Consider the following 13,292-nt stretch of genomic DNA (forward strand, 5'->3'; position numbering starts at 1 on the left):
ACCTGCGACGTCACCCGTTCGCCGGGTGTGCGCGCATCTCCACAATCTCTCCACCGGGCACCTGCGAGGACTCCCCCTCTCACGCCGAGGGGGCTCCCTAGGATCGACCGCGTGACCAGCACCCCTGCCTCCTCGGCCCGCCACGCCTCCGCCGCGCGTCCGTCGACGGTGCGCCACGCCCGTCACCACCGCACCGGCCACATCCTGCGCGGGACCGCGCTGGCGACGGTCGCACTGCTCGCGTTCGGCGGCACCGCGGCGTACGCGGTCTACGCCCGGCTCAACGGCAACATCAACCACGTCGACGTCTCGGGCCTCATCGGCCCGCGGCCGACGAACGGCGCGCAGGTCGGCAAGGACCCGAACGCCGGCAAGGACGTCAACATCCTCCTGATCGGCTCGGACTCGCGCGAGGGTGCCAACGGGGAGATCGGCGGTCGCGTCGCGGGCGGCATGCGTTCCGACACGACGATCGTCATGCACATCTCGGCGGACCGGGACCGCGTCGAGATGGTCTCCATCCCGCGTGACTCGATGGTCGAGATCCCCTCGTGCCAGACGACGAACGGGACGACCGGCGCGAGCAGCTACGCGATGTTCAACGAGGCGTTCGCGCGCGGCTGGGACCTGGGGCTGGACCTGCAGTCGGCGGCCGCGTGCACGTGGCGCACGGTCGAGGCGAACACGGGCATCACCATCCACGACTTCATGCTGGTCGACTTCGCCGGGTTCCAGACGATGGTCGACGCGATCGGCGGCGTGGACATCTGCATCCCGCAGGACATGGACGACAAGAAGGCGAAGCTGCACGTCGAGGCCGGCAACAAGACGTTGGACGGCAAGACCGCGCTGGCGTTCGCGCGCTCGCGGCACAGCCAGGTGAGCGACGGCTCGGACATCGGCCGCATCGGCAACCAGCAGCGGCTGCTCGCCGCGATGGCCTCGCAGACGCTGTCGAAGAACGTCCTGACGGACTGGACGGACCTGCTGGGCCTGCTCAACGCCGCGACCAAGTCGCTCACGACGTCGATGCACACGCCCGACATGGCCGGCCTCGCCTACAGCGCCCGGAGCATCCGCACTGGCAACATCACGTTCATGACGATCCCGTGGGGCGCGGCGCCCGACGACAAGAACCGTGTGGTGTGGACCGACGAGGCCGACATCATCTGGTCGAACATCGCGGCGGACACGCCGCTGCTCACCGGCACGTCGCAGGACCCGGGCGCGAAGGCCACGGACAAGCCGTCTGCGACCGCGACGCCCACGCAGGGCCAGACCGCCGAGCCGACCAAGGCGCCCACGCCGAAGGCCACGCGCAAGGCCGGCCGCGAGGCGTTCACGCTCGACGACAACACGGCCAGCTGCTGAGCATGGCGCGCGACGAGCGGGGCACGCCGCCGAGCTTCGCCCCGGGGTCCGGCGGGAGCCGGCCCACGGGGCAGGACGCGGTCGTCGTCGGCTCGTCGAGGTCGCCCGGTGGTGCCGGGACGCCGCCCGCGCCTCCTCGCACCGCCGCTCCTCCTCGCACCGCCGCGCCCCGGGCCGCCACGAGCCGGCGCCCCACGGCGCCCCGCGGCACCGGCGGCACTCCCCCGTCGTTCACGCCGGGCGACGAGACCGCGCGGACCGCGCCGCGTCGCACGGCCGCCCCGTCGGGTCGCACCGCGGCCTCGTCGGGTCGCACCGCGGCACCGTCGGGTCGCGCGCCGGGCAGGCCGACGACCGGTGGCGCCACGGCCGGCCGACCCGCCCCGCCCGCCGGGCGCGCTCCGGCGGGCCGCGGTCCCGGCGGTCCCACGGGTCCCGGCGGCGCGGCCGTCGCGGGCCCGGACCAGGCGCCCCCGCGTCGCCGCCGCGGCCGGATCGCCCTCGCGGTCGTCGCGCTCGTCCTGGTCCTGCTGCTCGCGTGGCCCATCGGGCTGCTCGTGTGGGCCAACGGCAAGATCCAGCGCACGGAGGCGCTCTCGGGCGCGGACGGCACGCCCGGCACCACCTACCTGATCACCGGGTCCGACTCGCGCGCCGACGGCGGGGTCAAGGACGACGGCACGCAGGGCCAGCGCTCCGACACGATCCTGGTGCTGCACGTGCCGGACAGCGGCCCCACCGCCCTCATCTCCCTGCCGCGCGACACGTACGTCCAGATCCCGGGGCACGACCCGAACAAGATCAACGCGGCGTTCGCGTTCGGCGGGGCACCGCTGCTCGTGGAGACGGTCGAGGAGCTCACGGGGCTGACGGTCGACCACTACGCCGAGATCGGCATGGCGGGTGTCAAGGACGTGGTCGACGCGGTCGGCGGTGTGCGCCTGTGCTACGACCACGACGTCGACGACCGTGACTCGCACATGAAGTGGTCGGCGGGCTGCCACTCCGTGGGCGGCCAGAAGGCGCTGCAGTTCGCCCGCATGCGCAAGGCCGACCCGCTGGGCGACATCGGCCGCGGTCAGCGTCAGCGTCAGCTCGTCGGCGCAGTGCTCGACAAGGTCGACCCGAAGTCCCTCGCGCTGCACCCGTCGCAGCAGGTCTCGCTCGTGTCCGCCGCGACGGACGCGCTCACGGTCGACGAGTCGAGCGACGTCGTCGACCTCGCCCGGCTCGCGCTCGCGTTCAAGGCCGCGAACGGCAAGGGCGGCATCACGGGGACACCGCCCATCGCGAGCATGGACTACCGTCCCGGCGGCGTCGGCTCGACCGTCCAGCTCGACCCGGAGCGGACGCCCCCGTTCTGGAAGGCGATCCGCGAGGGCACGCTCGAGCCGGGGACCGTCGGGGGCGACTGACTCCCCGGCGTCCCGGCCGCACCGGTCAGTCGCGCGCCGCCGTGACGATCCCCGCGCCGACGGTCCGCAACGTCGACTCGTCGACGAGGATGAACGACCCGGTCTCGCGGTTCAGCTCGTACTGGTCGACGAGCACGGGGGTCGCGGTGCGCAGCCGCACGCGGCCGATGTCGTTGAGCTCGAGGGTGTCGGCACCCGGGTCGCGGTGCAGCGTGTTGATGTCGATCCGGTAGTCCACCGCCGTGACCTTCGCGCGCGTCGAGCGCGTCGTGTGCTTGAGCCCGTAGACGACGCCGGGCCGTAGCGGCGCTGTCTCGTCCATCCAGCACACCTGCACGTCGAGGTCCTGCGTCGCGTGCGGCGTGTTCGCCGGACGGCACAGCATGTCGCCCCGGCTGATGTCGAGCTCGTCGGCGAGCCGCACGACGACCGACATCGGCGGGAACGCCACGTCGACGGGCTCGCCGGCCTGGTCGATCGAGGCGATCGTCGAGGTGAACCCGCTGGGCAGCACGACCACGGGGTCGCCCGGCCGCATGACGCCGCTGGCGACCCGGCCCGCGTACCCCCGGTAGTCGCGCGCGGAGCTCGACTGCGGGCGGATCACGTACTGCACCGGGAAGCGCACGTCGATGAGGTTGCGGTCGCTCGCGACGTGCAGGTGCTCGAGATGCCCGAGCAGCGTCGCGCCGTCGTACCAGGGCGTGCGGGTGCTGCGGTCCACGACGTTGTCCCCGAGCAGCGCGGACACCGGGATGAACGTCAGGTCGTGCGTGCGCAGTCGCGCCGCGAAGTCGGCGAAGTCGGCGCGGATCTCGTCGAACACGTCCTGCGACCAGTCGACGAGGTCCATCTTGTTCACGCACACGACGAGGTGCGGCACGCCCAGGAGCGTCGCGAGGAACGCGTGGCGGCGGCTCTGCTCCGTCATGCCCTTGCGCGCGTCGACGAGGATCAGCGCCGCGTCCGCGGTCGAGGCCCCCGTGACCATGTTCCGCGTGTACTGGATGTGCCCCGGGGTGTCCGCGATGATGAACTTGCGCCGCGGCGTGGAGAAGTAGCGGTACGCGACGTCGATGGTGATGCCCTGCTCGCGCTCGGCGCGCAGGCCGTCGGTGAGCAGCGCGAGGTCGGTGTAGTCGTCGCCCCGGTCGGCGCTGACCCGCTCGACCGCCTCGACCTGGTCGGTGAACAGCGACTTGCTGTCGTACAGCAGGCGTCCGATCAGCGTCGACTTCCCGTCGTCGACGGAGCCGGCGGTCGCGAACCTCAGCAGATCGCTCATGTCTAGAAGTACCCCTCGCGCTTGCGGTCCTCCATCGCGGCCTCGCTCACCCGGTCGTCGCCGCGCGTCGCGCCGCGCTCCGTGAGCCGGGCGGCCGCGATCTCGTCGATCACGTCCTGCACGGTCGCGGCGGTCGACTCGACCGCCGCGGTCAGGTTCGCGTCGCCCATCGTGCGGTAGCGCACGCTGCGGCGCGTGACGGTCTCGCCCTCCCGGGGCTCGACGAACGCGTTGACCGCGTAGAGCATCCCGTCGCGCTCGACGACGTCGCGCTCCGCGGCCAGGTACAGGTCGGGGATCGCGACGTCCTGCGCACCGATGTACGACCAGATGTCGAGTTCGGTCCAGTTGGACAGCGGGAACACCCGGATCGACTCGCCCGGGTGCACGCGGCCGTTGTACAGCGACCAGAGCTCCGGGCGCTGGTTCTTCGGGTCCCACTGGCCGAACTCGTCACGGAACGAGAACACCCGCTCCTTGGCCCGGGCCTTCTCCTCGTCGCGCCGCGCCCCGCCGAACAGCGCGTCGAAGCCGTGCTGCTCCGCGGCCTCGAGCAGCACGGGCGTCTGGATGCGGTTGCGCGAGCCGCTGCGCTCCTCGCGGACCAGCCCGCGGTCGATCGCCTCCTGGACCGACGCGACGACGAGCCGCAGCCCGAGCTCGTCGACGACCGCGTCGCGGAACTCGATGACCTCGGGGAAGTTCAGCCCGGTGTCGACGTGCATCACCGGGAACGGGATGCGCGCGGGCGCGAACGCCTTCACCGCGAGGTGCAGCATGACGATCGAGTCCTTGCCGCCCGAGAACAGCAGGCAGGGCCGGCGCATCTCGGCCGCGACCTCGCGCATCACGTGGATGCTCTCGGACTCGAGGGCCTCGAGGTGGCTCAGCTGGTAGTGCGGCTGGTGGTGCGGTCGGCTCGGGGTCACGGGGCATCATCCTCCCGGGTCGGCGGGGCGTCGGGTGCGACGAGCGCCTGCGCGCGGGCGACCAGGCCCAGGAGCTCGTCCGCGCGCTCGGGCTCGCACACGAGCAGGTCGGGCAGCCATGGGCTGCGCCGGTTGTACTCGAGCGCGGCGCCGTCGACGCGCGAGCAGTGCAGACCGGCCGCGGTCGCGACCGCGACCGGCGCGGCCGAGTCCCACTCGTACTGGCCACCCGCGTGGACGTACGCGTCGGTCCGGCCCGTCACGACCGAGGCGACCTTGACCCCCGCCGAGCCCATGGGCACGAGCTCGACGTCGGCCAGCGTCGCGAGGGCGTCGACGAGCGCGGGCGGGCGCGAGCGGCTCACCGCGAGCCGCAGCGGGCCGGGCCGGCGCGCGGGCCGTTCGACGCGCGCGTCGGTGCGCAGCACCGTCCCTCGTCCGGGCAGCGCCACGGCGCCCGCGACGAGCCCCCGCCCGCGCTGCCAGAGCGCGACGTGCACCGCCCAGTCGTCACGCCACGAGCCGTCGTCGTGCCGCTCGGCGTACTCGCGGGTGCCGTCGAGCGGGTCGACCACCCACACACGGTCGGCGGACAGGCGCGCACCGTCGTCGGCGGCCTCCTCCGACAGCACCGCGTCGTGCGGGCGCGCCCGCGTCAGCTCACGCGCGAGATACGCCTGGGCGACGCGGTCGCCCCGCGCGCGCAGGTCGGCCGTGTCGCCCCGGTCGCGCTCGGCGAGCAGCACCCGGCCCGCGCCCTGCGCGAGCGCGGCGGCCAGCTCGTGGTCGGTCATGCGTCGTCCTCCTTGGGGGTCAGCGTCGAGCGCAGCGCGCGAGCCGCACCCACGAGCCGCGGCGCCGACGCGTCGACCACGTCGTCGTCCGCGGCGGTGCGCGGTGGCCGCAGCACGGTCCCCAGCCCGCCGACGACCGCGACGCCCGACGCGGTCACGCGCGCCACGAGGAGCTCGGCGAGCTCCGCGACCTGCGGCTGCAGGTCCTCCGGCACGCCGAGCGCAGGCTCGTCGGGACCCGTGGACCACCGCGAGAGTGCCGTGCGCACCTGCGCCGGGGTGAGGCCCGACGCGCGTCGACCGAGCGCGCCGGTGTTGCGCAGCCGCAGCACCGCGGCCTCGCGGTCGCTCATCGCCCGGACCACGCGACCCGCCCGCACGAGGCGCGTCGGGAGGTCCAGCATGCGCACGGGTGCGTCGACCAGCAGCGCGCCGTCGGACGGTCGCGGCACCAGCACCGTGACGCCCTCCACACCCACGCGGCGCGTCCACACGCCGAGGAGGTCCTCACGGTCGGGCGCGGCGAGCGGCACGCGGCCCGGCCCGCCGGCCGCGAGCGCGGCGGTCAGCCACGACCGCAGGGTCTGCGTCCCGCCCGCGAGCAGGTGGTCGGCGTAGCAGCCGAGCAGGACGTCCCCGAGCGGGCGGAGCGTGACGAGCACGCGCGCGTCCCGCAGGTCCGAGTCGGACACCGCACCGGGGTCCAGGGCCCAGGCGTCGTCGCTCACGAACGTCCGGCGGCCCGCGGCGGGCGCGTCGGGCGACAGGTCGACGCCGTGCGCGCGCAGCGCGTCGGCGGACGCGGCGAACGCCGCGCGCAGGCGAGGCCCGCCCGTGTGCGGCGGCCCGACGTGCACGAGCCGGCCGGGCGCGGGCACGAGGTTCACCCCGTCGAGGCGGTGCCGGCGCTGCGTCCCCGCCTGCGCCTCGGCGACGAGCTCCTCCGCCCGCTCGAGCAGACCTGCGAGCGCGATCGTCGCGACGTCCAGCGGCACGCTCGTCGTCGTGTTCGACGCGGGCGGGTCCGCCGGGACGCGCGCGAGCTCGTCGAGCGAACCGACCACGCGCACACCCGACGCGCGGACCTCGTCGGCGACCTGCCGGCCGAGCGCGGCGACACCCGCGACGAGCGGCGCCGGGATGGTCGGCCGCACCGTCCCCGGGGGCGGCTCCCACCCGTGCAGCATGGGCGTGACCGCCCCGCGGTACACCAGCGCGCGACGGCGCGCGGCGGGCACCCGCAGCCGGCGCGTGCGGACGTTGAGCTGCCGCACGAGCTCGCTCTCGGGCAGGGTCATGCCGCGGTTGCGCTCGCTCACCGCGAGCGTGCCGGCCGGGATCGCGAGCAGCTGCTCGAACACCGAGAACAGCCGCTCGGGCGCGGAGCGCTGCAGCACGACGACCGTCACGTGTTCGGCACCGAACACCCGCGCCCACCGGTGCGTGAGCCACGTGTCGTCCGCGCGGTGGAACGTGCGCACGCGCTCGGGCCGGCGCAGCCGCGCGGCGAGCCAGTCGTCGAACGGTGTGGGCTCACCGTTGCGGACCGCCTGCTGCCACATCGAGGGCAGGAAGCCGCCCATGTCCCGCAGCGTGAGGACGACGTGCGAGCGCGGGCCGACGAGCTCGCGGACGCGGCGCACCTCGTCGAGGTCGGACCAGGTGAGCTCCTCGGAGCTCAGCAGCACCCGGCTCGTCGTGTCCGCCGCGAGCGCCGCCCGCAGGTCCCCCAGCCGGTGCTGCCCGGCCGTCTGCGTCTCGACGCTCGCCCACCCGAACAGCGCGCGGAACGCGAGCGCGTGGTTGACGTCCGTGCCCGGGTACTGCACACCGGCCGCCTGCAGCTCGGCGCGCTGGTCGTGGAACGCGCCCTGCACCGACGACGTCCCGGTCTTGTGCGCGCCGATGTGCACGAGCCGTGTGCCCTCCGGGAGCGGCTCGAGGACGAGGTCAGCCACGGGCCACCTCCGCGCGCGCCTCGTCGACGAGCGCGAGCGTGCGCACGAACACCCCCGCGAGGAGCTCGCCGACGAGCTCGGCGTCGACCTCGTCGACCGCCGGGGAGCCGTGCGCCGTGCCCGTGCCGTCCGCCGCGAGCCGCAGCACGTCGGCGACGACGTCCGCGCGCAGGCGGTCCCGCAGCGTCCCGGGCTCCGTCGGGGGCAGCGCCGCGGTGACCCGGCGGACGAGCTCGAGCGCCGCGTCGGACGGGAGCGGGCGGTCGTCCGACGCCCCAGCCTCGGACCCTGCGTCGGCCCCGCCGTCGGTCTGGACCGCGGGCTGGGCGGCCCACTCGTCGAAGGTCCGCACGTCCCCCGCGAGCACGGCCCGCGCCCAGGCACGACGCTGCGCCGCGGCGCTCTCGTCGTCGAGCCGCACCGTCGCGGTCGTCCGGTCGTCGTGCTGTGCGTCGTGGCCTGCGGTGATGCCGGGACGTTCGGGGGACGTCAGTGCACTGCCTTTCCTCACGGTCCCGCACAGGCGGGCCGACGGGCTCTCCGGCGCCCGTGGGGGACGCCGGAGGTCCGGCGGCGGGCACCGACCCATACGGTAGCGTTCAGCCTCGGCCGGGCCGCGCCACGTCTCGTCGTGCCCGGGACCGAGTCTTCAGGAGGACATCCCCCATGGGTCGACTGCGATCGACAGCTGGCCGCGCCAAGCGCTCTCTCAAGCGGAGGGTGCGCAACGTCGTCGCACCGGCCGTCGCCTCGGACGCGAAGAAGGCCAGCAAGGCCGCGCGCGACGCGGCGACGTCCGCGGACCTCGCCGAGAGCGCGCTCGCGGAGGTCCGCCGCCTCGTCGGCGGCCTGCCCGGCGGCGTCACCGTCACGGCGGCGCGCCCGACGACCGCGAAGGTCTCCGGCCGCAAGCCCGTCGTGGGCCTCGCCGGGTTCTTCGGCGACGGCAACTACGGCGACGAGCTGTTCCTCGAGGTGTTCAAGCAGCACCTCGGCCCGCACTTCGAGCTCAAGGTCCTCGCGGACCTGCCGAGCACGCCGTACTTCTCGCGCGACGTCAAGGACGTGGTCGCGGACGTCGACGCGATCGTCATCGGCGGCGGCGACATCCTGCAGCCGTGGAACCAGGACCCGCGCTACTTCAACCACGCGTTCCTGGCCAAGCCGGTGTTCGTCGTCGGCATCGGCGTGCCCCAGTACACGGGCCCCAACGCGCCCGAGGAGAAGGAGCACATCGTCGCGCGGCACCGCCGCTTCATGGCGCACCCGAACGTGCGCCGGATCGGCGTCCGCGACGACCAGGCCGCCCTGTGGATCCGCGACCGGCTCGACCCGCCGGGCGAGATCCTCGTCGCGCCGGACATCGTCTCGAGCCTCGACCTGCCCCCGGCGACGAAGCCCGCGGGCGCGCCGATCCTGGGCGTCGTGACCCGCTTCCGCCCCAACCGCGCGAAGCCGGACGACTACTCCGAGGTCGTCAAGCTCGCGCAGCACGTGACCGAGCAGGGGTGGCGCGTGCGCCAGATCATCCTGGGCACGAACAACGTGGGCAAGCGTGACCTCGCGAACGCGGAGGACTTCGTGTTCGAGGGCAAGGAGGTCGTGTACTCCGAGGACCTCGACGACCTGTCGCGCGCGATCGGCGAGTGCACCACGCTCGCGTCGATGAAGTTCCACGGCACCGTGGTCGCGACGATGTACGGCGTGCCGTCGATCGTCATGATCCCGACGAACAAGAACATCAACTTCATGCACCGCATCGGGCTCGACGCGCTCGTGTCGAGCTTCGACTCGCCGCAGCTGATCGAGAAGTTCGACGGCCGGCCCGAGGTCGACCCGACGGACCTCGCGCGGATCCGCCGCCAGGCGACGGAGCACATGCGCGGGCTCGCGAACGCGATCGCCGAGGCGGTCGTCGCGCGCTGACCGCAGCACCGCACCCCGCAGCGGGGGTCGACGCCTCAGAGGCCGTCGACCCCCGCTGCGCGTAGGGCCGCCAGGACGGTCGCGACCGCGCCGCCGATGTCGTCGCGCGACGTGTCCAGCACGACGTCCGCGTCGTGCGGCACCTCGTAGGGCGAGGACACCCCCGTGAACTCCGGCAGGTCCCCCGCCCGGGCGCGCGCGTACAGGTGCTTGCGGTCACGCGCCTCGCAGACCTCGAGGGGCGTGGCGACGTGCACGAGCACGAACCCCGCGACCGCCTCCGTGCGGCGGCGCACGTCCGCGCGGTCCTCCTCGAACGGCGCGATCGCCGCGACGAGCACGATGCCGCCCGCGCCCGCGACGAGCGAGGCGACGTAGCCGATGCGGCGCACGTTCTGCGAGCGGGACTCGCGGTCGAACCCGAGGCCCGCGGACAGCATGTGCCGCACCTCGTCGCCGTCGAGCACGGTGACCTGCCGGGACACGGACGTCTGCAGGCGCTGCGCGACGGCCTTGGCGACGGTCGACTTCCCGGAGCCCGACAGCCCCGTGAACAGCACGACCGCGCCGGGCCCCGCGCCCGCGTCGCGCGACGACGCCAGCTCCCGCACCGAGGCGGCGGGGAACCGGGCCTCGAGCACGGCCGCGCGGCGCTGCTCGGCCTCGGCGTACGCCACCCGCGCTGCGCTGGGCGCCGCCGTGAGGTCGAGGACGTCGGTCGCGCCGTACGCGCGGGCGAGCTCGTCGAGCGTGGGCTCGCCGCCCGGCCACGCGAGGCGCTCGAGGCGCGCGCCGCGCGCCCACGGGACCGCCACGACCTCGACGGGCACCGCGACCCGGCCCGCGCGCGTCAGCTCGTCGCGCAGCGCGGCGGTCGCCCGCACGACGCCCGCCGCCGTCACGTCCAGCGCGTGCGCGGGGCGCGGCGGTGCGACGAGGCAGAGCAGGAGGACCCTGCGCACGTCCCGGGCCCGCTCGACGAGCCCGTCGACCTGGTCCAGACCGACCACGTCGTCGACCAGGACGCCCAGCACGGGTCCGTCGCCCACGCGGTCCCGGACGGCGTGCGCGGCCACGCGGGCACGCGGGTCCGCGTCCTCGCCGCCCCGCAGCCCGCGGGGGCGCAGCGCCGCCAGCGGGTGGCCGCCGCGCTCGCGGACCGCGACGGGCGTGTTCTCGTCGTCCAGCAGGACGACGGCGCCGTCCGGGGCGGCCGCGACCACCGGGTGCCGGTCGGCCGGGATCGCCCCGCCGAGCGCGAGCTCGACGGCGTCGGCGTCCGTCGCGCCGAGGACCAGCTGGGGTAGACCGCTCCAGCGGGTCCAGTCGTCGCTCATGATCGCCCAGGTTATCTCGACCCCGGAGGTCGACAACGCGTCCCGGCGCGGGCCGTCACCCGTCCGCGGCGGTCCCGCTCGGGTGCGGCTCGGGGCTGCCCGTGCGGTCACGCGCGTCGTCGTCGCGCTCGTCCAGACCCGTGGCGGCGAGGATCCGGTCGGCGACGAGCGGGCCCAGCGAGCGCGCGTACGTCGCCGTGATGTGCCCCGCCGTGTCCCGGTACGCGAGCACGCCGCCGATGACCACGGGGCACCCGGTGTCCGTGCAGTACAGGTCCTGGATGTCGACGTAGTGCGCCCGGGGCACGCGTTCCACCGCGAGCTGCAGCAGGTCGACCACGGCGAAGCCCTCGTCGAGCGGGATGGTGCAGCCCGCGGGGTCCTGCCCGATGCGCGCGACGCACGCCAGGGCCGCCTCGCTCACGATCGGACCGTCCGAGACGGCGACGACCTGCGAGCCGCGGCGCGCGACGTCGCGCATCATCGCCGCCATGCCGGGCACGCGCGAGAGCTTCTCGGCGCCGACCGCCGACCGGCTGCCCGACGTGATGACCAGGTCGTAGGGCTCGCCGTCGAGCAGTTTCGAGCGGATCTCCTCGGACGTCTCGACGCAGTTCTCGTTCACGTCGCGGCTCAGGGAGCACCCGTTGCCCACCATGACGGTGACGCGCCAGCCGCGCTCGTCGGCCTGCTCGAGCAGCCCGGGCAGCAGGGCCGCGGCGTGCGAGTTGCCGACGACCGCGACCCGCAGCGACCCGTCCGGGTCGCCGTCCTCGCACGTGCGGGCGCCGGACGTGGGGGTCGAGTAGCAGTCGTACGCGCGCTCGGTGTCGTGCTCCGCGTCCTGCGGCGAGGGCACCATGCCGGCGAACGTGACGCCCGCGCACGCCTCGCGGTGCTCGAGCGCGAGCGCGCCGCGGCAGTCCGCCTGGACCGCGGGGGGTGCGGTGGCCGTCGGCGTCGCGTTCTGCTCGAGCGCACGCACCCCGGCCGCGGCGCCCGCGACCACGAGCACCGTGATCGCGCTCGCCGCGACCAGCGGGGTGCGCAGCCGTCGCGCCGTCTCGCGCCGCGGCAGCCCGCCCACGTGCCGCACCGGGTTCTCGACGAGGTGGTAGGCCGGGAGCGCGAGCGCCACGCCGCCGGCGAGCGCCACGGGCACGAACCACGGCGAGTCCTCGGCGAGCAGCGTGGGCAGCAGCACGACGACCGGCCAGTGCCACAGGTACAGCGAGTAGGAGGCGTCGCCCACGTAGTTCGCGAACCGGTTGGTCAGCGGCCACGGGCCGCGCACGCCCGCGCCCTCGCCCGCGGCGATCACGAGCGCGGTGGACAGCACCGGCAGCACGGCCCACGGTGCGGGGAAGCCCGCGTCCTCCCGCACGACCAGGAGCGAGACGACGATCCCCGCGAGCCCCACCCACGCGAGGACGGGCCGTGCACGCCCGAGCGTCATGCCCAGGCGCGCCGCGGCGATCGCGACGAGCGCACCGATGCCCAGCTCCCACACCCGCGTGAGCGTCGAGAAGAACGCGTAGGTCGGCTGCGCCGAGGTCTGGACGACCGCCCACACGAACGAGGCAGCGACGACGACGCTCATCGCGGCGAACAGCGCACGGCCGTGCCGCGCCGCGCGCTCGCGCCCCGCCGCGCGGCGCGCCGTCAGGACGAGCAGGCCGAGCATGAGCCACGGCCACACGAAGTAGAACTGCTCCTCGACGGAGAGCGACCAGAAGTGCTGCACGGGCGAGGGCGGCAGCCCCTGCGCGAAGTAGTCGGTGCCCTCGCGCGCGAACCGCCAGTTGACGACGGTGAGCGCCGCGGCGACGGCGTCGCGCACCGTGCTCGCCAGGCGGCTGCCGCCCACGAGCACGGCCGTGAGCCCCACGGTCACGGCGAGCGTCAGGAGCGCGTTGGGCAGGATGCGGCGCACGCGGCGCGCGTAGAACCCGCGGAACGAGATGGTGCCGCTGCGGCGGTGCTCGCGCAGGAGGAGTCCGGTGATGAGGTAGCCGCTGATGACGAAGAACACGTCGACACCGACGAACCCGCCGTGCGGCCAGCCGACCACGTGGTCGGCCATCACGGCGATCACCGCGACGGCACGCAGCCCCTGGACGTCCCTCCGGCGCGCTGCCGGCGTCGGGCGCTCGGCCGACGCCGCCACGGCCTGCGCGGTCGCCGACGTCATGCGGCGGCCTCGATCGTCCCGGCCATCGTCCTGGGGGCTCCTTCTGCCACGGCCCGCCTCCTGACGGCGGGCCTGAGCGCTCCGAA

The 13,292-nt window shown here is 74.7% G+C and carries 10 protein-coding genes; 3 read left to right on the plus strand and 7 right to left on the minus strand.

The window, feature by feature from the left end; translation table 11 throughout:
- Positions 1–111: 111 nt before the first annotated feature.
- Together CBP52_RS08040 and CBP52_RS08045 are read left to right on the plus strand one after the other, a co-directional pair.
- Positions 112–1,371: an LCP family protein gene (locus CBP52_RS08040; RefSeq protein WP_232514714.1), complete on the plus strand. Its 1,260-nt coding sequence runs from the start codon at positions 112–114 to the stop codon at positions 1,369–1,371.
- A 2-nt stretch (positions 1,372–1,373) separates the two neighbouring features.
- Positions 1,374–2,786, plus strand: a complete 1,413-nt coding sequence (locus CBP52_RS08045; protein WP_094180515.1) for an LCP family protein — start codon at positions 1,374–1,376, stop codon at positions 2,784–2,786.
- A 25-nt stretch (positions 2,787–2,811) separates the two neighbouring features.
- Here CBP52_RS08045 and CBP52_RS08050 read toward each other — a convergent pair whose 3' ends face one another.
- The 5 genes from CBP52_RS08050 to CBP52_RS08070 all read right to left on the minus strand — a co-directional run bounded on the left by CBP52_RS08050 (position 2,812) and on the right by CBP52_RS08070 (position 8,173).
- Positions 2,812–4,071 (minus strand): sulfate adenylyltransferase subunit 1, encoded by a 1,260-nt coding sequence (locus tag CBP52_RS08050; protein WP_094180516.1) that lies wholly within the window; start codon positions 4,069–4,071, stop codon positions 2,812–2,814.
- Between the two features lie 2 nt (positions 4,072–4,073).
- A complete protein-coding gene (gene cysD / locus CBP52_RS08055; RefSeq protein ID WP_232514769.1) occupies positions 4,074–4,919 on the minus strand; it encodes a sulfate adenylyltransferase subunit CysD in 846 nt (281 codons plus the stop codon).
- Between the two features lie 77 nt (positions 4,920–4,996).
- Complete coding sequence (locus tag CBP52_RS08060; protein WP_094180518.1) at positions 4,997–5,794, minus strand: 3'(2'),5'-bisphosphate nucleotidase CysQ; 798 nt, start codon at positions 5,792–5,794, stop codon at positions 4,997–4,999.
- Positions 5,791–7,752 (minus strand): hypothetical protein, encoded by a 1,962-nt coding sequence (locus tag CBP52_RS08065; protein ID WP_094180519.1) that lies wholly within the window; start codon positions 7,750–7,752, stop codon positions 5,791–5,793. Before CBP52_RS08065 ends, CBP52_RS08060 begins: the two co-directional genes overlap by 4 nt.
- Positions 7,745–8,173 carry a hypothetical protein gene (locus tag CBP52_RS08070; protein ID WP_094180520.1) on the minus strand — a complete coding sequence of 143 codons (429 nt, stop codon included), beginning with the start codon at positions 8,171–8,173 and terminating at the stop codon, positions 7,745–7,747. The genes CBP52_RS08065 and CBP52_RS08070 overlap by 8 nt, the downstream gene beginning before the upstream one ends.
- A 245-nt stretch (positions 8,174–8,418) precedes the next feature.
- On the opposite strand from CBP52_RS08070, the gene CBP52_RS08075 reads away from it, so the two are divergent.
- On the plus strand, positions 8,419–9,678 hold the full coding sequence (locus tag CBP52_RS08075; protein WP_094180521.1) for a polysaccharide pyruvyl transferase family protein: 1,260 nt from the start codon (positions 8,419–8,421) through the stop codon (positions 9,676–9,678).
- A 35-nt stretch (positions 9,679–9,713) separates the two neighbouring features.
- Here the strand turns inward: CBP52_RS08075 and cysC are convergent, their stop codons facing one another.
- Positions 9,714–11,015 carry an adenylyl-sulfate kinase gene (cysC, locus tag CBP52_RS08080; RefSeq protein ID WP_094182255.1) on the minus strand — a complete coding sequence of 434 codons (1,302 nt, stop codon included), beginning with the start codon at positions 11,013–11,015 and terminating at the stop codon, positions 9,714–9,716.
- Positions 11,016–11,070: 55 nt separating this feature from the next.
- On the minus strand, positions 11,071–13,206 hold the full coding sequence (locus CBP52_RS08085; RefSeq protein ID WP_094180522.1) for an acyltransferase family protein: 2,136 nt from the start codon (positions 13,204–13,206) through the stop codon (positions 11,071–11,073).
- Positions 13,207–13,292: the final 86 nt, after the last annotated feature.

Origin of the sequence: Cellulomonas sp. PSBB021 (assembly GCF_002240455.1) — a bacterium.
GTDB classification, from domain to species: Bacteria; Actinomycetota; Actinomycetes; order Actinomycetales; family Cellulomonadaceae; genus Cellulomonas; species Cellulomonas uda.